Genomic DNA, 25,824 nt, shown 5'->3' with positions numbered 1-25,824 from the left:
CCTACCCCCTAACCCCCGATCACTGATCACTGATCACTGAATAACTGTCAATTATGTCCTTACCCCCCGTTCAACCTATTAGCCGCTCGGAATTCTATGTCAATGGTGATGTAACCATTGATGAGAGTGCGATCGTGGCTCCGGGGGTGATTCTCCGAGCAGCCCCCAATAGCCAAATAATTATCGGTGCGGGTGCTTGCCTGGGTATGGGAACAATTTTAACCGCCTATCAGGGTGTTATTGCTATCGGTGCGGGAGCAATTTTAGGTACAGGTGTTCTCGTCGTCGGTCGGGGTGAAATCGGTGAAAATGCCTGTATTGGGTCAACCACAACGATTTTTAATGCTTCTGTGGCAGCGATGTCGCTCGTGCCGTCCGGTTCCCTGATCGGAGATACTTCCCGTCAAATTACCATCGAAGTGTCAGCGACCCGATCGGAACCGGAAAGACCCCCTTTACCGGAACCGCAACCCGTAGTCAGTCAAGTGTCCCCAGTGCCGTCAGTGGAGGAAGTGGTCTCCGAAACCGTGGCCAGTCCTTGGGATGGCGAGGAAATGGTGGCCGAGGCAGGTTCTACGGAAACCAGAGAACCAGCATCTACTACTAACCGACCGAATCAAGCATCGGTGGTCGGAAAGGTCTATATCAATCAGTTATTGGTCACGCTATTTCCAGAACGTCATCGTTTTAATGGCAACAATAACCATAATTCTTGAAGGGGAAAATAATCGTTCACAAGCCAAAAATCTCAACAATAATTACTGAGTAATTAGACCTAATTTATCTAGAGTTCACGGCTGTCTAACTGTCCTCTAGGTACTGGGTATAATTGCTTAGAAATCTAATTCATCTTTAGCGATTGCCGACATTTTTTGAGGTTGTAATTATTGATAATCTTCCTCAATTAAGGATTAGCTTTAATCGCTCAAAGCCTGATGAGCAGAAGTTTCTGCGTGTCAATCAGGTAAATTTTTGTTGATTTTTTTGTGTTTTTGTAGAGATTGTCAAAGTTAGATGACGACAGATTAAAGAAACTAATCCCCCCGAGAAAAAAAAACAATCAAAATTTTAGGGATAAAGAAAAAAATGATCAGAATAGGGTAAAGTTCGTGTTAAGATGATCAGTTGAAAAAAACATTAGTGAAAATTGCTCCCTAACTTCGCTCCTAGCAGCAGGGGAAAGGAGCTTAAGAAAAATCTATGTCGGTTGACGGCGAGATTTTACAGGTGCGACTAATCATGCAGTTTATGGAGGAATAATCCCAATGGTGCAAGCCAAATCCAAAGGTTTCCAGGCCGGCGTAAAAGACTACCGCCTGACTTACTACACCCCCGACTACACCCCCAAAGATACCGATCTACTAGCTTGCTTCCGGGTAACACCCCAACCAGGAGTTCCTCCTGAAGAAGCAGGTGCGGCGGTAGCGGCGGAATCTTCCACAGGTACCTGGACCACTGTTTGGACCGATAACTTAACCGACCTCGATCGCTATAAAGGCCGTTGTTATGATATCGAACCCGTACCCAACGAAGATAACCAGTTCTTCTGTTTCGTTGCCTATCCTTTAGATCTATTTGAAGAAGGTTCCGTCACCAACATCCTCACCTCGATCGTTGGTAACGTTTTCGGTTTCAAAGCTCTACGCGGTCTCCGTTTAGAAGATATCCGTTTCCCCGTCGCTTTAATCAAAACCTTCCAAGGTCCTCCCCACGGTATCACCGTTGAACGGGACAAATTAAACAAATACGGTCGCCCCCTACTCGGTTGCACCATCAAACCCAAACTCGGCCTTTCCGCTAAAAACTATGGTCGTGCCGTTTATGAATGTCTCCGCGGTGGTTTAGACTTCACCAAAGACGACGAAAATATTAACTCTCAACCCTTCATGCGTTGGCGCGATCGTTTCCTCTTTGTCCAAGAGGCGATCGTTAAATCCCAAGCAGAAACCAACGAAGTTAAAGGACATTACCTCAACGTAACCGCTCCTACCTGCGAGCAGATGATGCAACGGGCTGAATTCGCTGCCGAAATCAAAACCCCCATCATCATGCACGACTACCTCACCGGTGGTTTCACCGCTAACACCACCCTGGCGAAATTCTGCCGCGACAAAGGGTTACTGCTCCACATTCACCGGGCAATGCACGCGGTTATCGACCGTCAGAAAAATCATGGTATCCACTTCCGCGTTTTAGCTAAGTGCTTACGTCTCTCTGGTGGTGATCACCTGCACTCGGGAACCGTTGTCGGTAAACTTGAAGGTGAACGCGGAATCACGATGGGTTTTGTTGACCTGATGCGTGAAGACTATGTAGAAGAAGATCGCGCTCGTGGTATTTTCTTCACCCAAGACTACGCCTCCCTACCCGGGGTAATGCCGGTTGCTTCTGGTGGTATCCACGTTTGGCATATGCCGGCGCTGGTGGAAATCTTCGGTGACGATTCCTGCTTACAGTTCGGTGGTGGAACCCTCGGCCACCCCTGGGGTAACGCACCGGGTGCCACCGCTAACCGTGTGGCTCTGGAAGCTTGTATCCAAGCTCGTAACGAAGGTCGCTCCTTGGCCCGCGAAGGTAACGACGTTATCCGGGAAGCTTGCCGTTGGAGTCCTGAACTGGCTGCCGCTTGCGAACTCTGGAAAGAAATCAAATTCGAGTTCGAGGCTATGGATACCCTCTAATACAGCCCTTCAGAAGGTTGTTAGCAGTTATCGGTGCAAAATAATGCTGGGGACTTGCCCAAAATCGGGAAGCAGTCGCTAGAATTTCAACACTGATAACTGTCTAGCCAATAACTGAAAACTGTATAAAATGTATCCGAAAAAAGTTGTTCAAGATACCGCGAAAGTCTTACAAAGTTACCTAACTTACCAAGCGGTTCGCACGATTATCGATCAATTGTCAGAAACTAATCCCACTTTAGCTATTTGGCTGAGTCACTATACTTCTAGCCATTCCATTCAGGATGGCGAGGCCTATATTGCGGGGTTAATGACTGAGAATAAAGAGTTAGTTTTGCGGATCATGACGGTAAGAGAACATCTAGCCGAACAGGTTTTAGAGTTCTTGCCAGAGATGGTAAAAACGGGAATTATTAATGACAATACCGAACATCGTCGGCAACTTTTGGAACGTCTCACCCGTACTGCTATAAGTCAACCAGAGACATCGGAATTAAATCTCGATGTTGATGATCTACCCAACCCATAAGGAATCAAGAAACCCATGAAAACTTTACCTAAAGAGAAGCGTTACGAAACTCTCTCCTACTTGCCCCCCCTCACCGATCAACAAATTGCTAAACAAATTCAATACATGATCGATCAGGGTTATATTCCTGCTGTGGAATTTGAAAAAGATCCCAAACCCGCGGATTATCATTGGACGATGTGGAAACTGCCTTTATTCTCTGTTTCTGGCCCCCAAGAAGTTCTTAATGAAGTTCGCGAATGCCGCACTGAATATTCTGATTGCTACATCCGCGTTATCGCTTTTGACAACATCAAACAATGTCAAACCATGAGCTTTATTGTTCATAAACCCAATGCCGGCCGCTACTAATTTGGCTGTCATCTAATTATTAACTATTGAGGGGGGTTCTTAGACCTCCCTTTTTTTCTATTTGTCTGGTAGAATTTTTAGCAAGAGTGAATCCGAGCTAGAAATAAGGGAGCATCTCACCTTTAATTGAAATGACTATATAATTACTCACTTGCATAAATGAAATGCTCCCAATATAATGGGACTGGATTCCTGTTTTTCTCATTAGCGATGGCATTTGATTATGTAGTTTTAGGCAGAAAGCTCAAGGATGCGCGAGAAAGTCTTTCAATTACTCCGCAAGAGTCGGCATTGCGTCTTCAAATAAGTTTGCAGGAATATCTAGATATTGAAGAAGGCAGGAATAGAATTACTGGCGACCAGTTGGTGTTGTTATCTGTGATGTACCGCCGTGACTTCAGGTACTTAGTTACAGGCGACTACCCATCAGCAGAGTCCCAAGTTCAAGAAATATTTCGTCGCAACGCTGCCCTTTCCAAAAGCGATCGCATTGCTATTCAGGAATTTGTTCGGCTTTGTGAGTACGAAGATTTCCTAGAAAGGGAAGTATTTCAGCGTCAGCCTACAAAAATTCCTAATTACGCACAATATCCGTTTAATCATAGCTACTTCAAAAGACAAGGTGAAGAAGCAGCTTCTTTGGAGAGAGAACGTTTGGGTTTAGGGCAACAGCCAGTAGAAAATATATTTGAGTTAATCAGAAATCAAGGCATTCATATATTCAAACGTCAATTAGAAGATAAAAATATATCCGGACTATATATTAACCATCCGGTCGCTGGTCACTGTATTCTCATCAACTATCTTGATGATTTATACCGACAAAATTTTTCTGCCGCTCATGAGTACTGTCATGCTTTATTTGACTCTTCTGAAGGGCAGGAAGTTACATACTTAAAATCTTTAAATGCTCGGTCTGAACTTGAGTGGAGAGCCAATAGTTTTGCAGGCAGCTTTCTAGTTTCAAAACAAAGAATTGAGTCAGATTACTCACCCGCAGAAAGCTACGAAGCTTGGGTTAGTCTCATTCGGCGAATTGCTGAACGATTTCGAGTCAGTTCTCAAGTGGTAATTATCCGTTTATCTGAGCTTAAATGGCTCGATAAGGCTTTACAAGATCCATTAATTCAAGAAAAACGTTTGGTCATTAAACATGACGAGAAATTTGATCCTGAGACTCCACCAACGCTATCTTCAGGTATGCGAAGTAAATCTGCACAAATTATACGTCAAGGTTTATCCTGGCATTTCATTGATTTGTGTACGGAGGCATATAGAAGAGGAGAGATTACTCACCATAAGCTCCTAGATATGCTACTGCTACCTTTGGAAGATGGTTATCAGCTTCTAAATGAACTTCTAACGTTTTTGGAGGTCAGTAGTTAATGATGGGCGTAGTATCTATCGATACTTGTGCGATTATTCACTTCATGTACATTAATCGCTTTCATCTTCTTAAATTGCTTGGATACTCTGTGATTACTACAGTGTATGTTCAATTAGAATTTGAGCAGGGACATTCTGATAGTTTAAATTATTACAAAAAACTAATTAATTATGGTGAAATTACAACATTTCCTCTAGAGATCGAGGATTTAGTTGAGATGTCAAACGTCCCTCAATCAAAACGTGCGAGTGATGCAGAACTGTCCTGTTTTGTTGTCGCCAGACGTATCGGTGGCAAAGTGCTGACCGATGATAGAAAGGCAATAAATTATATTCGGCAACATATTCAAATGCCGAAAGATACTATTACTCAACTGGTGGAGGTTTTGATAGAAGCTTATTTAGCAGACCATTTAGGGGATGATGAGCTTAGATCAATTCAGGAAATTCTGGAGAATAATAAGTTCAAGATTAAGTTCGACTTAGCTCGTGAGGCAGCAAGGAGAAGATGGATGATGGATGAGAAGTGTTGAACGATAGTGAGGTTTTCAAGGCACTGCGTAGCAGCACGCCGCTATTACCTGGTGCTTTAATAAAATGTAACGCACCTTGTCTGTGGGGTGCTAAGTTAACATCAACATAGGAATTATAACTATTACTGGACTTATACCATTTTTCTTTATTTGCGTCACAACGAATGCAGGCTTGGCAAGCATTCGAGCGTGGATGTCTGTCATGGATTTAGAAATTTGGTATTACCCCTTGACAAAAGACCATAACCCGTGCTGTGTCTGAATGGGGTTTTACTGGGTACAAATTAAGGAAACCCCAAATAAATCTAACGCCTTCGAGCCGTTGCTTTTTTATTTTTTGATTCAATTCGTCAAAATATACCGATATTTTCTAGGTGTCGATAGCCTTGAATAGAGGTTCCTTTTAGGTTCAAAAATTTATCAACTATCATAGGTAAAATACTCTCGTTTTTGGCGATTATATCAAATCTTAACTCTATTGTCTATCTTTGTGGCCTTAACTTGTTTGTGCCTTAAGTCCTTCCCTATATGAATTTTAGCTTTTATTTTAAGTTAATTATTTGCATAACAATTCTGGAATAGCCTATTTTTCCGATTTTATTGATACAAAGAGCGGGTGAAATCTAAAACTTTTTGTTGCTTTTCTTTGGGTAATTTATCGATTAAAGCTGTTAGCTTTTCTGTTAAAGATAACCAAGTTTTGTTCTGAGCTTTCCAGATTACAATAAATTGCTGCATTGGGAGAGAACAAAGGGCGATAGTTTCCCCTAGATTATTACTAAATTCAATTTCGTAACAACCATCATTGTAGTCTTCAACAATTGTCCCTTGTTCTCCCATTATTAAGTTATGTTCAGGCAAGTCAACTAATAATTCCACAAGGTCAAATAATTCTGGTTTAATCATGGTCTTTTTCTCACATATAAAGTTACTAATTTAGCTGTATCACTATCAGGCTCAACAATCCATCCAGTCCTCACTATTTCTTGTTGCCCTGGTTCAATTCCTGTAATTTCTAGGTCAACTTGATAGCGTTTGCCATGTCGATCTGTACTTTGATAAACAGCTTTTGCTTCAAGGGATTTGTTAGCGATTTGTTGTAGAAGTGGCTCATAATTATCTTGAGTATATCCTAAGTGGCGTTGAAACATGATGGCTTTATTTAATCCTTTTGGATTGTCTAAATTGAGAGCATATTGGGTTAATTTTCTAGAATCTATTTTGACTTTGTTGACAATATCTTTTAATTTCATTGGAATTAAGACGATTATTAATTTTGACTTTGCCTCTAGTTTCATATTTCATAAGGGAGCATCTCACCCTTGCAATAAGTAGAAATGCTTAATGAGATCAATAAAAAAGTTAAAAAAGGCAACCATTTAGCTCTGGACTTTACCCGTACAAAAATACTAGCTATGGCTAAAAGTCTTACAGAGCCTGAGTTAAAGCCATATAATACCAATGAGCTACTGAACACAAAATCCTGAAGTCTTTACGCAGATAGGGTTTGCGGCAAAAATTTTCAAATTCGACCCTTAGACCATTATAGCTTGTTTCGGGGCAGAAAACCAGCAAAAACATGGCTACAGAGGGAATCGCTTACTCTAGAGATTAATGACATCATCTGTGATCATAAGGTTAGCGATCACTATAAAGCCAACTCCACAGAATCGCTCTACTCTAGATACAGTCAACGGTACAGCCATTTTCAAGGGGAAAATGTACCCAGTAGCGTCTTTTCAATTTTTTCTGAGAAGCGACCTGCAGTAAGGGTAAGGGTTCCGCCCTAATACCAATAAACAGCGACCTTATCTCCCCACGCCTAGATTATACTGTTCGGATATGCCCTGCCCTACAGTTTGAGTTTTCAAGGTTATGGGTGCTAGTTTTCGGTACTTGTTAGAGTCTATAAGCTGCGCTGGTATTGGAACTTTCAGTACAAATGCTCAAACTGCACCAGTCAAGATTTAATGGGTGAAAAGTATGTTAACATCGCTGACTCTTCGGAATTTCAAAAGCTATCAGGAGGCAACCTTGTCTCTGGCTCCCATCACCTTTTTAATCGGTGCTAATGCGTCAGGTAAAAGTAATGCACTAGAAGCAATTCGCTTACTTTCGTGGTTAGCGAAAGGCAGCAGGTTAGATGACATTGAACGCAACATTCAAAGCGGGAATGCAATTGCTCGTGGACAAGCGATCGATCTTTTCAGTGCAGAAAAACAGTATTTTACCTTGGCAACACACATTGATAACGCTCCCGACGGTTGGACTGATTTTGAGATTGAAATTGGGCTATTATCAGACCAACTTATTATAATCGGAGAAAGTGTCAGTAAAGCTAGTAAAGATCAGGAATTAACACTTTACAAAATTGATGGCGATCCCAACTCACACACCGATGAAATTAGGGTGATGTATAACAATTTTAACAAAGGTAAAAATAAGCCCCACATACCTTGCTCTAACCGACAAGCCATTTTTTATCAATTGGAAACTCCCAGTCGGTTCCAGCAAAGTCATACTAAATCACAAAAAATTATTCCAGCAGTTACTAAAGTAATTCGAGAAACCTTGAGGAATATCGTCTTTCTTGATCCTCGTCCAGCAGTAATGCGGGATTATGCTTACGCTAAAGATGATGATATTAAAGAAGATGGCTCTAACCTTTCTAGTGTTCTTTACGCAGTTTGTCAGCAGGGAGACACTCAAAAAAACAAGTTGCTTGACTTCATTCGTTCATTACCAGAACAGGATATTACCGATATTCGCTTTATCATTACAGACCGCAAGGATGTTATGGTGAAACTAATAGAGTCTTTTGGGAACAAAGAACATCAGATAGATGCTCCTTTGTTGTCTGATGGTACTCTGAGAGTTTTAGCGATTGCTGCAACTCTACTAAGTGTAAATCCTGGAACTTTCGTAATTATTGAAGAGATCGATAATGGTGTTCATCCCAGTCGTGCAGATAATTTAGTTAAGCAAATTCGGGAGATCGCCTTAGAAAGAAAACTGAGGGTACTGATCACCTCCCATAACCCGGCGTTATTAGATGCAGTACCCGATAGTGATATTGGAAATGTACTTTGTTGTTACCGAGATCCGCAAGCAGGAGATAGTCGTATTGTCCGATTAGCTGATTTAGAGCGTTTCCCCGAATTAATTGTGCAGGGAACTCTTGGTCAGTTGATGACTAAACAAGTATTAGATAAGTTCTTAAAGGATAAGTCCACAGCAGAACAACGTCAACAAAACGCGCTAAGTTGGTTAGAGCAATTAAAACAGGGAGAAGTAGCCTGATGGGAGCTATTTGTCTGATCGATACTTCGATCTTTTTAGAGATACTTAATGTCCCCAAAAAGGCGAGTCAATCTGAGTTAATATTTCAAGAGTTAAAAGAGAAAATTAAAGCTGGAGAATCTCTTTTTTTGCCAATGGCGACCATTCTGGAAACTGGCAATCATATTGCCCAAAATGGAGATGGCAATCAGCGACGCACTTGTGCAAAAAAATTTGTAAATCAGGTAACACAAGCTCTTGAAGGAAAATCTCCCTTCACCCCTATTAATTTTCTAAAGAAAGAAGACCTGCAAGGATGGTTAGAAGAGTTTCCTGATCAAGCGATGGGAGGTAGGGGACTGGGAGACCTTTCTATCATTCATGATTGGCAGAAAATTTGTGATCAAAATCCAAGCCGCCGCGTCTATATATGGTCTTTGGACAAACACCTTAAAGGTTACGAGCGGCCACCGAAGTTATGAGTAATTGACTACGGATTTACTTCTAATAGTCGATTTGTATTTTAAAAGGTGGAGATTTAATTATTGGACTTCCCCCTTGACAAAAGGCCATAACCCGTGCTGTATCTGATGTGTTGTTACTGGGTACAAATTAAGGAACCCCCGAATAAATCTAACGCATGATTGTTGCCGAGGAGAATTACGATTAGGGAATTTTCCCCTAAACTTCCCCCACTCACCTATAAGTAAATATTATGATAAACATGGGTACATCCAGAAAAATCAACGGCTGCATCCCTGGGGCGGGGTTGGGGAAGTGGCGAGAAAAAAGCTGGTAAAATAACTCTAGGCAACCTTAAAAAGAATTCATGAAAGCGCAAACAACAAGTAAAGATAGCCTGATCCTACGGCAAGAAGTAGTGGGAGCGCGTCGCCCTAGTAACTATTTTTGGGCTGTAATCGTCTCTATTGGCGGTCTAGGGTTTCTCCTCGCCGGTCTTTCCAGTTATTTTAAGGTCAATCTACTTCTCGTTAGCGATACCAGTGCCTTACAATTTATTCCCCAAGGGGTCGCCCTCCTCTTTTATGGCACTGCGGGGACCCTCTTAGCCATCTATCTCTGGTTATCTCTCCTCTGGAATGTCGGAGGTGGTTACAACGAGTTTAATAAGGAAACTGGCAAACTTAAAATCTTTCGTTGGGGCTACCCCGGCAAAAATCGTCGCGTTGATCTCGATTGGCCCCTGGAAGATGTGCAAGCTGTGCGGGCCGAAGTGCGAGAAGGACTCAACCCGAAACGGGAACTATTCCTGCGGATTAAACAGCGTCGCGATATCCCTCTAACTCGCGTCGGTGATCCGATGTCCCTCTCGGAATTGGAAAATCAAGGAGCGGAACTCGCTCGTTTTCTGGAAATTCCTCTAGAGGGATTGTAGGCCTTTTTTCGCTCTTTTTGGCTATAAAATGATGAAGATAAGAAAATCTGGCTGGCTGTCTGTGGTTTGTGTTTTTTTAATCACAACGACCACACTTTTCGGCTGTTCTTCCCCAGAAGCTAACTCCACCCCCGATAATTCTAGTATCACCCAAACCTCTCAACCTGCCAGTTCGGGCAGTGTCAACATGGATAATTACAAACCCCGCTTAGATGGAACTGCTGTCGTCGAGATGATCATCAAAGGTAAACCGGTAACGATCGAAATTGATGGCAATGCGGCCCCAGTTACTGCCGGTAATTTTGTGGATCTGGTGGAGAGAGGTTTTTATAATGGTTTAACTTTCCATCGCGTGGTTACAGAACCGCAGCCTTTTGTCGCCCAAGGTGGTGATCCCCAAGGTCGCGGAACCGGTGGTTTTGTTGATCCAGAAACCAAGCAATCCCGTTATGTTCCCCTAGAAATTCTCCTTAAAGACGAAAAAGAGCCGATTTATGGGAAATCAATCGGTCAACAGGCCACGTCGCGCACTCCCATCGTCGCTTTACCCCATAAACGCGGTGCGATCGCGATGGCCCGTTCTCAACAACCTAATTCCGCTTCTTCTCAGTTTTATTTTGCCCTGTCGGATATCAATTTCCTCGATGGTGATTATGCCGTTTTTGGTTATGTCACTAAGGGAATGGAAGTGATCGATACGATTAAACAAGGGGATAAAATTGACTCGGCCAAAGTTATTTCTGGTGCAGAAAATCTGAAAAAATAGCGATCGGTTAGGGTGGGTTCGCGGGACGATAATTTAATTTTCCCCCTAACCCACCCAATCATTTAATATTCCGATAGCTGATAACTGATAAATGAATGTTGTGGTGACGGGAATTGGGTTGATCAGTTCTCTGGGAAATTTAAGTCAGAGTTGGCAAAGATTACTAGAGGGCAAAACTGGTATAACTAGACAACAACCATTTTCTGATTTACCCGCGTTACCCCTGGGTTTAATCGGTCACAAACCGGCATTTTTAGAGGATTTAACCAAAATTGCCCTGATTGCTGCCCTTGAAGACGCGAAGTTAACCCCTCCCTTAAAGGATTGTGGTGTCACTATCGGTTCTAGTCGTGGTTGTCAGGGTTTATGGGAACGGATGGCAGCGACGGGAATAGTAGAAAACTGGTTAGATAGTTTACCCGATCGCGCCTCGGTATTGACCGCTAGATTGATAGAAACCAGCGCCCCAGTCTTAGCACCGATGGCGGCCTGTGCCACGGGCATCTGGTCGATCGCTCAGGGTATAGAATTAATCAAAATGGGAGAATGCGATCGAGTTTTAGTCGGGGCGATCGAAACTCCGATCACTCCCTTAACTCTGGTGGGATTTGAACAGATGGGAGCTTTGGCGAAAACGGGCTGTTATCCTTTTGATAGAGCTAGGGAAGGCTTAGTTTTGGGGGAAGGTGGCGCGATTTTAGTCCTTGAATCGGAAGAACTGGCTTTAAGCAGAAATGCCGCCATCTACGGGCAAATTTTGGGCTATGGTTTTACCTGTGATGCCGATCATGTTAGCGCCCCGGCGGTCGATAATCGTAGCGCTACCAAAGCCATAGAACTATGTTTGCACAGAAGTCAATTAAGAAAAGATGAAATTAATTACATTCACGCCCACGGCACTAGCACGCGTTTAAACGATGAACGGGAGGCAAACCTGATCGCCAGCATTTTTGGTTCGCAAGTGGCTGTAAGCTCGACAAAAGGCGCAACAGGACACACTTTAGGGGCTTCGGGGGCATTAGGTGTGGCTTTTTGTTTAATGGCTCTGAAAAATCAGCTAATTCCCCCCTGTGTCGGTGTGCGCGAGTCGCCTTTTCAATTAAATTTAATTAGATCGGCTGTTAATTTTTCCCTGCACAATTGTCTCTGTCTTAGTTTCGGTTTCGGAGGACAAAATGCCGCCATCGCAGTGGGGAGATGGGGGAGAAGGAGAGGGGAGTGGGAATGATGAATGATGAATTGGGGAGACGGGGAGAATAAATAAAAGCAAATCTCCTGATAACTGATAACTGATAACTGATAACTGATTATGGATACACCGCGACTACATCCAGATACGATCGAAGAAGTTAAACAAAGAATTGATATTGTGGATTTAATTTCCGAGAGAGTCGTCCTCAAAAAAAGGGGAAGGGAATACGTCGGTTTATGTCCTTTTCACGAGGAAAAATCCCCTAGTTTTACGGTTAGTCCTGCCAAACAAATGTATTACTGTTTTGGCTGTGGTGCGGGGGGAAACGGGATTAAATTTTTCATGGAAGTGGGGAAACAATCTTTTAGTGAAGTGGTTTTCGATCTTGCTAGAAGGTATCAAATCCCGATTAAAACTCTAGCAGTAGAACAGCGTCAGGAATTAGAACAGCAATTATCCCTCAAGGAACAATTATACGAGATAATGGCCGTGGCGGTGAGTTTTTATCAACACGCTCTTAGTCAACCCCAAGGGGAAAAAGCGTTAGATTATCTCAAGGTACAACGACAACTAACCGCGGAAACTATCGCAACTTTTCAACTGGGATATTCTCCGGAAGGTTGGGAAACTCTCTATCGTTATTTAGTGGAACAAAAGCGCTATCCTGTGGCTTTAGTAGAACAAGCGGGATTAATTAAAGCGCGTCAAAATGGTAGCGGTTATTACGATCAATTTCGAGATCGTTTAATGATTCCTATTTTTGATAGTCAAGGACGAGCGATCGCTTTTGGTAGTCGTAGTTTAGGTAATGAACAACCAAAGTATCTAAATTCTCCCGATACTCCTCTATTTGAAAAGGGAAAAACTCTCTTTGCTCTCGATCGAGCTAAACAGGCAATTATTCAGCAAGATTTAGCGATAGTTGTGGAGGGTTATTTTGACGCAATCGCTCTCCATGCTGCTGGTATCACTAATGTGGTTGCCTGTTTAGGAACAGCTTTAAGTCAAGAGCAAATTAAGCTACTTTTGCGCTACAGTGAAAGTAAACAAATAATCTTTAATTTTGATGCCGATCAAGCGGGAATTAAAGCGACACAAAGGGCGATCGAGGAAATTAACTCCCTAGTTTATTCGGGACAAGTTAACCTAAAAATCCTCAATCTTCCCGATGGTAAAGATGCCGACGAATTTCTTAAATCTCGTGCTGACGGGGTGAATAGTTATCGAGAACTAATCGAAAAATCTCCTTCTTGGATTGATTGGCAAATCTCGCAAATGTTGGTTAACAAAGATTTAAAACAGGGACTACATTTTCAACAAATAGCTAATAGTATGGTGAGTTTACTGCAAAAGTTAATCGATGGCAATCAACGCACTTTTTACCTCGATTATTGTGCTGAAATTTTGGCTCAAAAAGATGCGACTCGTTTGCCTTATATTTTAAAAAATCTCTCCAAACAGGTTAATAAACCTCAAGGAAAATCCCCAGCAATTAAGAGTAAAAACATCTTAGATAAATCCGAAAAAAATGGCACAGAAAAAGCCGAATGGTTATTATTATTAATCTATCTCCATTCTCACGAATATCGGAGGCTCATTTGTGAACTTTTGGATGAAAAAGATTTAATTTTTAATGTCCCTGATTATCGTTGGTTATGGCAAGTAATTCTAGATTTAGAAAACCAAATTACTAAACCAAGAGATTTGATGTCAGCTTTACAGAATCATTTATTGATGATAACTACAGACAAAAATCGTGATTTTAATTCTTTATTTCACTTAAATGAACATACCAGTCAGGAAATTTTGCAACCAGAGGAACAAATTAAAGATGCTATTATAGCTATGGAAAAAATTAGTTTAATGGAATATCGTCGCTACTGTCAAGAACAATTAATTAATTCTGGCGACAGCAATCAACGGGAATTTTATCAGCAGGAATTCTATCAAACTGTTAATAAATTAATCGCAATTGATCCTCACTACCAACAAGCTTAATTATCTAATTGCTTAGAAGCTAGACAATTGTTCAGCAATAATAGATACTAACTTATCCACTGCTCCTGCTTGCCCGCGCACTGCCCGCAATTTTTGCCGGATAGCCTCTAATTGTTCGGGATTTTCTAACCAAGATCTAGCGATATTTGCCACTTCCTCTGGTTGTAATTCCCCTAATAATTCCGGAACAATTTCGGCACCAGCCCAAATATTTGGCCAAGCATATAAACGCTTTTTCCGCAACATATAGAGATTAATTATCTTAGCAAATAAAGAACCCACCCCCGGCAGTTGAGCTAATAAACCGGGTAAACCGTCCCAAGTTCTCATCGCGTCTAGTTGCTGAGTCGGTAGTAAAATAATCATCGGGATTGCCAGCGCCCCTAATTCAGCAGTATTAGCACCCACCGTCGTTAAAGCTAAATGACAGCGAGAAAGCTGGTTATGGGCGGGAAAATCGGTAATTAGGTCAACTTTTACCCCCTTAGCTGTTTCTAAATAGGGTTTTTCGCCGTTTTTTAATTGGGCAGCACTCCAACCGGTTTTAGTGATCATCGGATTATAGCTAGGATCGGCAAATTTCGCCAAATAAGCTAAATTTAGGGTAGGAGCGACGGGAATTAAGAATTTAGTCTGGGGAGCCTGCGCGTGTATCTTTTCAGCAATGGCTAGGGTTAGGGGTACACCCTGGGCTAATTTCGAGGGTTTGGAACCCGGGAGGAGTGCAATTAAGGTAGCATCATCAGGGGTGATAGCAGTGGGCAAATCCACCATTAAATCGCCGATAACAGTAAATTTATGCTGATATTGTTGGGGAATATTATTTAATACACTTGTATTCATCACGGCAAAGCGATCGATCCCCCGATACCAACGCGCTTCCCATTCCGCATAGATAACGGTGCGATAACCCAAACGTTTACCGATGGTGAGGGCAAAAAATTGATCGCCCCCTAAAAATAAAACGATGCCCTTGGGGTGCCAATCCCAATTATCGGCGGTTTTTCCCCAGAAAAGAAAATTAAAGAAGTTTTCTGGCGACTGGACTCGATCGACTTCCGGATATTTCCTAACTACTTCCGTTTCCGCCCCCATAGAATGAGTACAAGGGGAAAGAATCACCGAAATCCGCAACCGCGATCGATCTTCTGTTAAGTTTTGTCGCAATCTCTTGACAACTGGACGCACCCATGTAGATATTTCTCCAGGACCATTGGAGAGAATGAGAAGATCAACAGGAGAATCAAACATGATAAGTAGTCGTGCAAAATTAATGTCTTGGTTAGGATAGGCAAAAGGCAAAAGGCAAAAGGCACTCATGGAAGGAGTGGTTAGATATGTGTAATTAATTTTGCTTAGGTACTTATCAAGTAAAAAGTTCCCCGTTGCGGTGTTGCCTACTTGCCATTGAATAAAGAACGAATTGCCTGATGTTTAGGGTGATCAAATTCTGGGGGAACCTTGCGGGTATCGGTAATCAACCAATCCAAGGCTGCCGCTTCCACATCGATCGCCGCGCCGGTTTTATCAACACAGTAGCGCCCAAAGACCAACTTATCCACCAAACGCGCCCCTGAACCGAGGCGAGAATATTCAAAAATAACGCTATTATCCACTGTTGCGCCGCCACAAATCCAACAATTTGGGCCAATCATGCTCGGACCGACAATTTTCGCCCCGTCTTCAATGCGCGTCATTGCCCCGATATACACAGGTCCGGTAATATCGACTCGATCCCAGTTTACCCCCACATTTAAGCCCGTGTAGATGCCCGGTTTGACTTCGATGCCGGGGATAGCAACATTTTTAATTTTCCTGGATAACACCCCGCGAATTGCCTGCCAGTAGTCGGGGACTTTACCAATATCCACCCATTCAAAATCCATGTTTAAAGCGTAGAAAGGCGCAGCTTTAGCGACTAATTGGGGGAACAAATCGCCACCAATGTCGTATTTACTATTAGGGGGAATAAAATCAATGATTTCTGGTTCAAAAATATAGATCCCCGTGTTAATGCAGGTACTTAAAGCTTCATCGATGGCCGGTTTTTCTTGGAAACTGAGAATCCGTCCCTCCTCGTCGCTAACTACCACCCCATAACTGGACACTTCCTCTCTGGGGACAGTTTTGGTGACGATAGTGGCGATCGCTCCTTTTTCTCGATGCCATTTAACGGCTGCGGTTAGATCGAGATCAATCAGCGCATCACCACAGAGAACCACAAAAGTATCGTCAAAAAAGGGATTAAAATCTTGAATTCGTCGTAAACCGCCCGCCGATCCTAGGGCATCACCGATTAACTCGCCCTCTTCGATTCTACCCTCAAAAGAATAGCCGATATGCACCCCAAAACGCTGACCATCGCGGAAATAACTCTCAATTTCTTCGGCTAAATGACTGACATTCACCATGATCTGATCAAAGCCATGCTGTCGCAACAGTTCCAATAAAAACTCCATCACCGGCTTTTGTAAAATCGGGATCAGGGGTTTGGGAATCGTATGGGTAATCGGACGGACACGAGTTCCTTTGCCTGCCGCCAAAATCATGGCTTTCATCGATATTTATTTCCTTTTGCGATCGAGGTTTGTAATTAAATCATGCCTAGTGTATCATTACTGGCTCGGAATCAGTGGTTATCGATCCTCTTGGGGGTACCTCGAAAAATAGATTTACTTCAGCATTGCACCGCCTGAAACCCTGATCAAACCTTGGTTTACTCTCAATTAGTACGAAGATTTTCTCAATAAGTCCAATTGATCGAGCTACCCCTTGAGTAATTGATAACGGGAAAAAGTGAGAGATTTAACCCAGATTACACTGATGGACAAAATTAACAAATCAACTTTGCTGTAACTCATACTACTCATTCCTCTAGGCTAAGATGATCAAAAAAACGCAAGTTTTTAAATTGATGGGCAAAAAAAGTTTAATTTTAGCCAATAACCAAGGCGTTATGTCTAGGCTACCTCGAAAAATCGAATTTTGAGGGACGGAGCGCCTTGTTAGTTCTTGAAAATAATTCCCTCTTCATCAATGTAGATCAAGGAGATTTCCTCGACCAACACTTTGTTAACAAAATCTTTTATTCGAGGTGTCCTTGAGCATTAGATCAACCTAGACTCCTTGCCTAATTTCCCCAACAATCCGGTTAACCCCAAGAAGTCTAGGCGAAAAATGGTGAGCAAAAATTTGACTACTTGAGATATTGACACTCCCGTCGCTAAAAGCGAGGGATTCTTGGTTCACTGACTCAAGTTGTCTTAGCAGGTATTTCTACCAACCAAAATAGAGCTTAAATCTCCCCAAGCGTTTAGGTCTAACGACCAGCTTCCGATATGCCCTATCGTAGCTTTTTTGAGTATATTCAAGGCCGCCATTTTGTCTCTATCTTCCACATATCCGCAAGAACAAACATGAGTTCTAACTGATAGAGACTTTTGGATTAACCGACCACAATTAAGGCATTCTTGACTTGTATAGGCTGGATTAACTGCAATAGTTAATCGGCCGTATTTAATGCCAAAATACTCAATCCATTTTCTCAATTGTGACCAACCAGCATCATTAATACTCTTGGCTAGTTTTCGATTACGCACAAGGTTCTTGACTTTTAAATCTTCATATGCTATCAAGTCGTTTGACTGAATTAAACGGAGTGCCAATTTTTTAGCAAACTCTTCTCGTTGCCTACTTACTTTTAAGTGTCCCTTGGCGTATTTTTGACTAGCTTTTTTGTAGTTATTAGACTGCTTTTGTCCTCTCTTAAACTTTTTCGACTTTCTTCTATTCAGTTTATTAAGACGCTTCTCGGCTTTTCGATAATACTTAGGAGGCTCTACTGTATTCCCGTTGCTGTCAGCATAAAGATATTTTAACCCCATATCTAATCCTAGGCAATGACCCGTCGATTCTGATTGTGGGGTTATATCTCTAGCATCGAGTTTTAGCATTAACTGGCAATAATATCCATCAGCCCTTTTAACTATTCTTATCCGTTGAATTTGCCATTCTTGAAAATAAAACAAGTCTCGACTACCAATTAGTTTTAACTCCCCAATATTTTTTCCATCAGTGAAAGTTATTCTCTTGGAATTTCGATTAAGTTTCCAACCTGACTTTTTAAACTCAACAGAATGAGTACGTTTAGAGTATTTAGGATATCCTTTCTTACCAGCAATTTTGTTCTTACAGTTATTATAGAACCTAAGAATAGCAGTCCAAGTCCGTTCGCAAGCCTGTTGACAAGCTGTAGAGTTAAGGTCTTGAACAAAAGGGTATTCACTTCTTAATTGAGTTGTGTATCGATAAATATCTTTTTGTCCTACACCTTTATTGTCTTCCCAATATCTAAGACATTTATTCCGAACAAACTGTACTGTCCGAATAGCCTCATCAATGGCTTGATATTGAGATGGTTTTCCTCTAAGCTTGTACTCTAAAACAAACATTTTGCGTTATCGACCTACCACGCAAACTACTCTAGCATACTAAAATTAAATTGGCAACTATAGATTAGAGTTATTCTTAGTCGTGCTTCGCTGTTCTATGCTGGCGGAACTTTTCATCTCCGAGGTGAAACCGAGAGATGAAAAGCCGACATTATAGGTAAAAAGCGATTTCTTTCTCCTTGAGAGGGGCAAAATCGGCGGCTAACAACAGCTGATTTAATTCCTCTTGGGGGATATGTTTGGCCCCGATGCGGACAATTCGCGATCTCATCGTGTTAGAAACCCCGCTTCTTTGTCGTCCTGCTTCCAAACCCATTACCCGGTGATAAAGTTCCAATTTTGCCGGTGGAATCGGGGAACCATCAAAATCAATGCCATTAGCGATCGCCACATCAATGGCATCAGCGCCCGTAGTTGTGGTTAAATTAGTTTCGGTGGACATAAAGACAATATAAAGGATCGTTGCTATTTTATCAGGCGATCGATATCCGCCGCTATGATCAGGAAAGTAATCTTCATTTCTGTGTGACTATGGCTCAATTGCCGACCTATCAACCAAAACAGTTATCCCTGGGCCCCCTGGAAGCGGAAATTCTCAATATTGTCTGGGAATTGGAACCCGTTAGCGTTAAGGATGTCCACGATCGCATTTTAGCGGATCCAGAACGGGATCTGGCCTATACTTCTGTGACTACGGTACTGCGTCGTTTAACTAATAAAGGCTGGTTAAGTTGTTATAAACAGGGTCGGATTTTCTACTGGAAACCGATGGTTTCTAAGGAACAAGCACAGGCAATTAAAGCCTACGAACAATTACATCGTTTTTTGGCTATTGGTAATGCGGATGTGGTGGCTTCTTTTGCCGATAGTCTCGATACTGCTAGTGTCGAACAATTAAAAGCGATCGCATCTCGTTTAGATACCCTGCGTCAACAACGGAGAGAAAGCTAATGCACGGTTCAATGTTATTACTAGCATTAACTATCGCCATTGGTTTACGTTGGTTTCTGCCTAGCTATCAGCGTCGTTGGCAGATAACGCTATTTTTCTTTCTCTTTCCTCCTTTGCTGCTGTTAATGACAGTTATATCGGTGGTTTGTATGGGCTATCGTGGGCAAATGTTGGGCTATAACTCCAGTCTAATTAGTTACTTTAGTGCCATAATTTGGCTAGTTTTTGCTCTATTTTGCCTGATAAAACTTTCCTATCAAACTTGGCAAACCCATCGGGATTTTAGCAGTTATCCCCTCAAAAAAATCACCGCTCAGAAAGCGAGAGTTTTAGCAGTGGATTTTCCCTACAGTGCCAGAGTTGGCTTCTGGAAGTCGGAATTAATTGTGACGCAAGGATTATTAAATCTCTTAGATCAAGAACATTTACAAGCAGTTTTAGCCCACGAACAAGCTCACCAAGAATATCATGACACCTTCTGGTTTTTCTGGTTAGGTTGGTTGCGATCAATGTCTTCTTGGCTGCCCAATAGCGAGAATTTATGGTCAGAATTGGTCTTCTTACGGGAATTACGCGCCGATAAGTACGCTTCTGGACAAGTGGATTATTTACTATTAGCTGAATCGCTGCTTTTAGTGGCAGAAAAAGTTAATCAAGTAGCGGAAATAAGTTTCTCCGATAGTTGCTGTGTCGCTCTCAATGATCATTCTTTAAATAATCGTTTATTAGAGAGAATCGATGCTTTAGTCGAGTCAGAAAACCCCGAACTTCCCAGATTTAACTATCAAGTCTGGCTATTGCTTTCCCTCTCCCTCGCTCCTTTCTTACTCTTGCCTTTACACTCCTAAAAATGACCCTAGAAGTTGGACAAAAAGCCCCCGAATTTGCCACCCCCAACCAAAGAGGCGAAATTAGTAAATTAGCAGATTTTGCCGGTCAGTGGTTGGTCTTATATTTTTATCCCAAAGATAACACTCCGGGCTGCAGCACAGAAGCGATCGATTTTACCGCTTTGTCGCCGCAATTTCAGCAATTAAACGCGGTAATTATAGGAGTTAGTCCCGATTCAGAGAAGTCCCACTGTCGTTTTATTGAAAAACACAATTTAACTATTCAATTATTGAGCGATACCGAACATCAACTGGCGGAAATTTATCAAGTCTGGGGATTAAAAAAATTTATGGGTAAGGAATATATGGGGATTAAAAGAGCCACTTTCCTGATCGACCCCCAGGGAAATATTGCCTATATTTGGTCAAATGTCAAGGTAAAAGCCCATGCAGAAGCGGTTTTGAAAAAACTTGAGGAATTGCAGTAGCAAGCCCTCAGTACCCAATATTTACGGGTATGCAATTGCGCCCTTTCGTGTTAGACTAGAAAAGTTGTCAAAAATCGCACATCTAGGCGATCGGGTGTTTCTAGGAATCTAGAAATCCAGCCCTAGATGGAGGATAAACCCGAAAAGGAGAAAAATATGCCCGTTGTCTCTCTCGCAGAATTGCTAGAGTCTGGGGTTCACTTCGGCCATCAAACGCGCCGTTGGAACCCGAAAATGTCTCAGTACATCTACACTGCCCGGAATGGGGTTCATATCATTGATTTGGTGCAAACCGCCCAATTAATCGAAGAAGCTTACGAATTTGTCCGAGGAGAAGCCGATAGCGGTAAACGCTTTTTATTCATCGGTACGAAACGGCAAGCGGCAGCAATCATTAAACAGGAAGCTTTACGCAGCGGTAGCCACTTCGTTAACCAACGCTGGTTAGGGGGAATGTTAACCAACTGGGAAACCATTCGCGGCCGGGTAGAAAGACTCAAAGAATTAGAAGAATTAGAAAATAGCGGCGCCCTCGATAAACGACCGAAAAAAGAAGCATCGGTACTGCGTCGGGAATTAGGCAAACTAGAAAAATACCTCGGTGGCATTAAAACCATGCGCCGGCTGCCGGATTTAGTCGTCGTAGTGGATCAGCGTCGGGAATACAACGCTATCCAAGAATGCCAAAAATTGGGCATTCCCATCATCTCCCTCTTGGATACTAACTGTGATCCCGACTTGGTAGATGTGCCGATTCCCGCCAACGATGACGCAATTCGCTCAGTTAAACTGATTTTAGGCAAAATTAGCGATGCGATCATCGAAGGTCGTCGCGGTGGTCAAGCAGCGGTGGAAGAATACGAGGAAGACTACGATAATGAAACCGAGTACGAGGAAGAAGGTGATTATTCCCAATACGCCGCCGAATTTGCCAGTGGAGACGACGATAACTAGGGAAAATTAGCTATTGATCGCAGCTAGGTTCGGGGGGAAACTTTCCGAGCCTATCGAGCGGTCAAACCTGCCCCTCTCGTGGCATGATCAATTATAAGCAGTAGGTTAGGAATTTTATGGCGGAAATTACAGCACAACAGGTTAAAGAACTTAGGGAAAAGACCGGCGCCGGCATGATGGATTGCAAGAGGGCGCTGACGGAAAACGCGGGGGATATAACCAAAGCGATCGAATGGTTGCGACAAAAAGGGATTACTTCCGCCGAGAAAAAAGCTAGTCGGGTAGCGGCAGAAGGGATGATCGGCAGTTACATCCACACCGGCAGCCGCATCGGTGTTTTAGTGGAAGTGAACTGTGAAACCGATTTTGTTGCCCGTCGCGAGGAGTTCAAAAAATTGGTTAATGACGTGGCGATGCAGATTGCCGCTTGTCCTAACGTCGAATATGTAAAAGTGGCCGATATTCCCGCCGAAATCGCCGCCAAAGAAAAAGAAATTGAGATGGGACGGGACGATTTAGCCAATAAACCCGATAATATCAAAGAAAAAATCGTGGCCGGCCGTATTGAAAAACGTTTGAAAGAACTTTCTCTGCTCGATCAACCCTTTATCCGCGATCAGAACATCAGTATTGACGAATTGCTCAAACAAGCGATCGCCGCTTTGGGAGAAAATATTCAGGTGCGTCGTTTCCAACGCTTTGTACTAGGTGAAGGGATCGAGAAAGAAGAAACGGATTTCGCCGCCGAAGTAGCCGCCCAAATGGGACAAAAAGCCCCGGAACCGGTAGCAGCCGCCCCGCAAGTGGAGGAAAAAGCCCCGGAACCGGCAGCGAAGGATAATCCGCCCGCTAAAGGCAAAAAGAAAAAGTAAGTTCAATGAAGATCAATCTGGTGGGGTGCGAGTTTCGTACCCTTTTTGTCTTCAGGGGGGTGGGGGTACTTGATCAGTTATCGGTAATCAGTAAACAGTAATCAGTGAAAAGAAAAAAGAAAGTGGCAACTAAAGCAGATTCCTTTACTGGATTCTTTGGGAACAAAAGCCTATCTTTTACCTACTTATTAAAAACTTTGTAAATAAGATTATCTTATTTGCACTGGTGGTCCCTAGAGGTTGTCGAACGGAAAAAATGCAGATTCAGGACAAAATCACCGAAATAGCCGCTAAAACAGCGAAAGCGATCGAACTTTCTCAAAATTATTTACTTTCTACCCAATACTCTGAGGGTTACTGGTGGGCAGAATTAGAATCTAATGTCACCATCACCTCAGAAGCAATTTTACTGCACAAAATCTGGAAAACTGACAAAAAACGCCCCCTAGACAAAGCAGCCACCTATCTGCGTCAGCAACAGTGTCCTAACGGCGCTTGGGAGTTATTTTATGGGGATGGTGGCGATCTTAGCACCACTGTGGAAGCCTACATGGGGCTGCGACTATTGGGAATTCCTGTTAATGATCCTGCTTTAGAAAAAGCTAGAGAATTTATCTTAGCTAAAGGTGGCATCAGCAAAACCCGCATTTTCACCAAAATGCACCTCGCTTTAATTGGTTGTTACGATTGGCAGGGGGTTCCCTCTATCCCCGCTTGGATTATGCTACTGCCGGAAAATTTCCCTTTTACTATCTATGAAATGTCCAGTTGGGCGCGGGGAAGTACGGTTCCTTTATTAATTGTTTTCGACAAAAAACCCGTGTATAAAATGGGTTTTAATCTCGATGAACTCTATACAGAAGGGGTGAATAATGTCAAGTATGAGTTACCAAAAAATAACGATTGGGCGGATGTTTTCCTCTGGTTAGATGGGCTGTTTAAATGGGCAGAAAAAACTGATTTAGTTCCCTTCCGTCAAGAAAGTCTGAAAGCGGCGGAAAAATGGGTAATTGAACGACAGGAAGACACAGGCGATTGGGGGGGAATTATCCCGGCGATGTTAAATTCCCTATTAGCTTTAAAAGCCCTAGGTTATGATGTTGACGATCCGATTGTTGCCCGGGGTTTAAAAGCGGTGGATAATTTTGCTATTCAGACGGATAATACCTATTGTGTGCAGCCCTGTGTTTCGCCGGTTTGGGATACGGCTTGGGTAATTCGATCGCTAATTGAATCCGGTCTAAATCCCGCTCATCCATCTATAATTAAAGCGGGACAATGGTTAATCGATCAACAAATTCTTGATTATGGCGATTGGGCGATTAAAAATAAAATCGGAACCCCCGGGGGTTGGGCTTTTGAATTTGACAATCGCTGGTATCCCGATTTAGACGATTCGGCAGTGGTGGTGATGGCTTTAGAGTTAATTAAAATGCCCGATGAAAATATTAAAAAAAGCGTGATGAAACGGGCAGTTAATTGGATGGCTACTATGCAGTGTAAAGCTGGTGGTTGGGGAGCTTTTGACATCGATAACGATCAAAACTGGCTTAATTCTTTGCCCTATGCCGATCTAAAAGCAATGATCGATCCTAATACGGCTGATGTTACTGCCAGAGTTCTAGAAATGTTAGGCACTTGTGATGTTAAAATGGAGGAAAATCGAGTTAAAAAAGCTTTGGATTATCTGGAAAAAGAACAGGAAGCTGATGGTAGTTGGTTTGGTCGTTGGGGTGTAAATTATATTTATGGAACCAGTGGGGCGTTATCTGCTTTGGCTTTTCTGGAACCGAATAAATATCGCCAGCAATTGCAAAAAGGAGCCAATTGGTTAAGCAGTTGTCAAAATGTTGATGGTGGTTGGGGTGAAACCTGTTTTAGTTACAATAACCCTAAATTTAAAGGACAGGGAAATAGTACCGCTTCCCAAACTGCTTGGGCATTAATCGGTTTATTAGCCGTCGGGAAAGTCACCGGCAATTATCAGCGAGAAGTGATTGAAAAGGGCGTTAATTATCTTCTTGTTACCCAAAAAGAAAATGGTACATGGGATGAAGATTACTTCACCGGTACAGGTTTTCCCTGTCATTTTTACCTGAAATATCATTTCTATCAGCAGTATTTTCCTCTACTGGCTTTGGGGCGTTATCAGGCTTTAATTTAGTCTGTTAACCTATGCGTTAAGACAGGAAATAAGCTTAACTGTCTAACGCATTTTTTGTGACTAACTAGGAAAAAATAAATCAGGAGATATATTTAAAAAATTGGCTAATTTTTGAATATAGATAGGAGTTAGATCTTGTTGGCCATCAAGAATGTCATCCAGGGTTGACTTACTTTCAAAAATAGATAGCAAATCTTGCTTTTGTAGGTTTCTTTCCTCTAATATAAATTTCAACAATTCAAGTCCATAAATATCAGGTATTGGCTCTTGATTTTCCTCATACTCATAAATTAAAGACCCTAAAACATTTAGATATTCCCTTTCTTCTGTCGTTAATTGGGGTTTGTCTAAAAGGCGATTAATAACCTCCTGCATCATTTCTAAGTCTTCCTCATTGTGAATAGGACAAGGAGGGTATTGCTTTAATAATTCTAAGTATTTATCAGTGGCAAACATAAAGATAACTCTAATTTTATGGTTTAAATAGGGGTGACTGAAGGAGATACAAAATTTTTAGTTAATAATTTAGGTTCTTCGTTACTTGGTATGATTCGATATGGGGGCATAAATCGACTAAATCATTATCTGGTAAGAGATTTAATTGATTAGTTCGCTCTAGATCAAAAACAATTGACAAAAATCGCCAAATGCTTTTCTACATAAGGGTTACATCCCTTATATCCCCCGTCCATTGCATAACACAAACCAAAGAGCCGGCTTTCTCTAAGTCTAACAATTGTCCTAAACTCTGACTGCCAGTCTCGCTATTAAACCCTCTCGCTGTGGCTAGTTTTGATTTAGGATTGATGATTCTTGCCACAATCATCGCCACTACTAAGTTTCTGATTCGTGAGGATTTTTTACTGATTATTTTATCTAAACCTAATTTTTTAATCGTCTCTAAAATAGCCATTACATGACCATGAGGAAGACTTCTAATCACTTCAAAATGATTGGGAATGCCTTCATTCATGGACAGTGTTGCCCCTTTAAGAGCCAGTTT

The 25,824-nt window shown here is 42.2% G+C and carries 25 protein-coding genes and 1 pseudogene; 18 read left to right on the top strand and 8 right to left on the bottom strand.

Annotated elements, in window-relative coordinates:
- The first annotated feature begins 53 nt into the window (after positions 1-53).
- The 6 genes from IM507_RS04025 to IM507_RS04000 all read left to right on the top strand — a co-directional run bounded on the left by IM507_RS04025 (position 54) and on the right by IM507_RS04000 (position 5,480).
- On the top strand, positions 54-716 hold the full coding sequence (locus IM507_RS04025) for a hypothetical protein (RefSeq protein ID WP_002734538.1): 663 nt from the start codon (positions 54-56) through the stop codon (positions 714-716).
- Between the two features lie 549 nt (positions 717-1,265).
- On the top strand, positions 1,266-2,681 hold the full coding sequence (locus tag IM507_RS04020; protein WP_002753365.1) for a form I ribulose bisphosphate carboxylase large subunit: 1,416 nt from the start codon (positions 1,266-1,268) through the stop codon (positions 2,679-2,681).
- Between the two features lie 130 nt (positions 2,682-2,811).
- The gene (gene rcbX / locus IM507_RS04015) at positions 2,812-3,210 is read left to right on the top strand and encodes a RuBisCO chaperone RbcX (protein WP_002732424.1); all 399 of its coding nucleotides are present in this window, start codon (positions 2,812-2,814) and stop codon (positions 3,208-3,210) included.
- Positions 3,211-3,225: 15 nt separating this feature from the next.
- The gene (locus IM507_RS04010) at positions 3,226-3,561 is read left to right on the top strand and encodes a ribulose bisphosphate carboxylase small subunit (RefSeq protein WP_002741682.1); all 336 of its coding nucleotides are present in this window, start codon (positions 3,226-3,228) and stop codon (positions 3,559-3,561) included.
- 210 nt (positions 3,562-3,771) lie between these two features.
- Positions 3,772-4,947 carry a helix-turn-helix domain-containing protein gene (locus IM507_RS04005; RefSeq protein WP_271938545.1) on the top strand — a complete coding sequence of 392 codons (1,176 nt, stop codon included), beginning with the start codon at positions 3,772-3,774 and terminating at the stop codon, positions 4,945-4,947.
- On the top strand, positions 4,947-5,480 hold the full coding sequence (locus tag IM507_RS04000) for a PIN domain-containing protein (RefSeq protein ID WP_069474423.1): 534 nt from the start codon (positions 4,947-4,949) through the stop codon (positions 5,478-5,480). The genes IM507_RS04005 and IM507_RS04000 overlap by 1 nt, the downstream gene beginning before the upstream one ends.
- Before the next feature lie 597 nt (positions 5,481-6,077).
- Here the strand turns inward: IM507_RS04000 and IM507_RS03995 are convergent.
- Positions 6,078-6,386 carry a DUF4926 domain-containing protein gene (locus IM507_RS03995; protein ID WP_002753368.1) on the bottom strand — a complete coding sequence of 103 codons (309 nt, stop codon included), beginning with the start codon at positions 6,384-6,386 and terminating at the stop codon, positions 6,078-6,080.
- Positions 6,383-6,733, bottom strand: a complete 351-nt coding sequence (locus IM507_RS03990; protein WP_002777278.1) for a DUF6883 domain-containing protein — start codon at positions 6,731-6,733, stop codon at positions 6,383-6,385. The genes IM507_RS03995 and IM507_RS03990 overlap by 4 nt, the downstream gene beginning before the upstream one ends.
- A 730-nt stretch (positions 6,734-7,463) precedes the next feature.
- Between IM507_RS03990 and IM507_RS03985 the strand changes: the two genes are divergently transcribed.
- The 6 genes from IM507_RS03985 to dnaG all read left to right on the top strand — a co-directional run bounded on the left by IM507_RS03985 (position 7,464) and on the right by dnaG (position 14,111).
- Entirely contained in the window at positions 7,464-8,780 is a 1,317-nt protein-coding gene (locus tag IM507_RS03985) for an AAA family ATPase (RefSeq protein ID WP_287636655.1), read from the top strand.
- The gene (locus IM507_RS03980; RefSeq protein WP_287636654.1) at positions 8,780-9,241 is read left to right on the top strand and encodes a hypothetical protein; all 462 of its coding nucleotides are present in this window, start codon (positions 8,780-8,782) and stop codon (positions 9,239-9,241) included. Before IM507_RS03985 ends, IM507_RS03980 begins: the two co-directional genes overlap by 1 nt.
- 347 nt (positions 9,242-9,588) lie before the next feature.
- Entirely contained in the window at positions 9,589-10,155 is a 567-nt protein-coding gene (locus tag IM507_RS03975; RefSeq protein WP_002741666.1) for a photosystem I assembly protein Ycf4, read from the top strand.
- Positions 10,156-10,183: 28 nt separating this feature from the next.
- Positions 10,184-10,921, top strand: a complete 738-nt coding sequence (locus IM507_RS03970) for a peptidylprolyl isomerase (RefSeq protein WP_002791172.1) — start codon at positions 10,184-10,186, stop codon at positions 10,919-10,921.
- Positions 10,922-11,012: 91 nt separating this feature from the next.
- Positions 11,013-12,149 (top strand): beta-ketoacyl-ACP synthase, encoded by a 1,137-nt coding sequence (locus IM507_RS03965; protein WP_287636653.1) that lies wholly within the window; start codon positions 11,013-11,015, stop codon positions 12,147-12,149.
- Positions 12,150-12,230: 81 nt separating this feature from the next.
- The gene (dnaG, locus tag IM507_RS03960) at positions 12,231-14,111 is read left to right on the top strand and encodes a DNA primase (protein WP_287636652.1); all 1,881 of its coding nucleotides are present in this window, start codon (positions 12,231-12,233) and stop codon (positions 14,109-14,111) included.
- Positions 14,112-14,123: 12 nt separating this feature from the next.
- Here dnaG and IM507_RS03955 read toward each other — a convergent pair whose 3' ends face one another.
- From IM507_RS03955 to IM507_RS03940, 4 genes are all read right to left on the bottom strand, one after another.
- Positions 14,124-15,362, bottom strand: coding sequence for a glycosyltransferase family protein (locus IM507_RS03955; protein WP_287636662.1), 1,239 nt, complete (start codon positions 15,360-15,362; stop codon positions 14,124-14,126).
- A 146-nt stretch (positions 15,363-15,508) separates the two neighbouring features.
- Positions 15,509-16,669 carry a sugar phosphate nucleotidyltransferase gene (locus IM507_RS03950; protein ID WP_002734722.1) on the bottom strand — a complete coding sequence of 387 codons (1,161 nt, stop codon included), beginning with the start codon at positions 16,667-16,669 and terminating at the stop codon, positions 15,509-15,511.
- A gap of 705 nt (positions 16,670-17,374) precedes the next feature.
- Entirely contained in the window at positions 17,375-18,562 is a 1,188-nt protein-coding gene (locus IM507_RS03945; protein WP_123230630.1) for an RNA-guided endonuclease InsQ/TnpB family protein, read from the bottom strand.
- A 151-nt stretch (positions 18,563-18,713) separates the two neighbouring features.
- A complete protein-coding gene (locus IM507_RS03940; RefSeq protein WP_002732452.1) occupies positions 18,714-19,004 on the bottom strand; it encodes a small RNA NsiR4-regulated ssr1528 family protein in 291 nt (96 codons plus the stop codon).
- 20 nt (positions 19,005-19,024) lie between these two features.
- On the opposite strand from IM507_RS03940, the gene IM507_RS03935 reads away from it, so the two are divergent.
- The 6 genes from IM507_RS03935 (at position 19,025) to shc (ending at position 24,821) form a co-directional block, all read left to right on the top strand.
- Entirely contained in the window at positions 19,025-19,513 is a 489-nt protein-coding gene (locus IM507_RS03935) for a BlaI/MecI/CopY family transcriptional regulator (RefSeq protein ID WP_002753379.1), read from the top strand.
- Positions 19,513-20,361 carry a M56 family metallopeptidase gene (locus IM507_RS03930; RefSeq protein ID WP_002731557.1) on the top strand — a complete coding sequence of 283 codons (849 nt, stop codon included), beginning with the start codon at positions 19,513-19,515 and terminating at the stop codon, positions 20,359-20,361. Before IM507_RS03935 ends, IM507_RS03930 begins: the two co-directional genes overlap by 1 nt.
- A gap of 2 nt (positions 20,362-20,363) precedes the next feature.
- Complete coding sequence (bcp, locus tag IM507_RS03925) at positions 20,364-20,831, top strand: thioredoxin-dependent thiol peroxidase (protein ID WP_002734931.1); 468 nt, start codon at positions 20,364-20,366, stop codon at positions 20,829-20,831.
- Between the two features lie 156 nt (positions 20,832-20,987).
- Positions 20,988-21,785 (top strand): 30S ribosomal protein S2, encoded by a 798-nt coding sequence (gene rpsB / locus IM507_RS03920; RefSeq protein ID WP_043997933.1) that lies wholly within the window; start codon positions 20,988-20,990, stop codon positions 21,783-21,785.
- 116 nt (positions 21,786-21,901) lie between these two features.
- A complete protein-coding gene (gene tsf / locus IM507_RS03915) occupies positions 21,902-22,657 on the top strand; it encodes a translation elongation factor Ts (RefSeq protein ID WP_002753383.1) in 756 nt (251 codons plus the stop codon).
- 256 nt (positions 22,658-22,913) lie between these two features.
- The gene (gene shc, locus IM507_RS03910) at positions 22,914-24,821 is read left to right on the top strand and encodes a squalene--hopene cyclase (protein ID WP_287636644.1); all 1,908 of its coding nucleotides are present in this window, start codon (positions 22,914-22,916) and stop codon (positions 24,819-24,821) included.
- A 60-nt stretch (positions 24,822-24,881) separates the two neighbouring features.
- On the opposite strand, the gene IM507_RS03905 is transcribed toward shc, so the two are convergent.
- Positions 24,882-25,277, bottom strand: coding sequence for a helix-turn-helix domain-containing protein (locus tag IM507_RS03905; protein WP_002733792.1), 396 nt, complete (start codon positions 25,275-25,277; stop codon positions 24,882-24,884).
- Between the two features lie 259 nt (positions 25,278-25,536).
- Positions 25,537-25,824 (bottom strand): annotated as a pseudogene (locus IM507_RS03900) (IS1634 family transposase); the annotation flags it as partial.

This window comes from Microcystis sp. M20BS1 (genome assembly GCF_020245305.1).
In the GTDB taxonomy this organism is placed as follows: domain Bacteria; phylum Cyanobacteriota; class Cyanobacteriia; order Cyanobacteriales; family Microcystaceae; genus Microcystis; species Microcystis ichthyoblabe_A.
The sequence above is the reverse complement of the archived record's forward strand: the minus strand, read 5'-3'. Positions and strand labels throughout refer to the sequence as shown.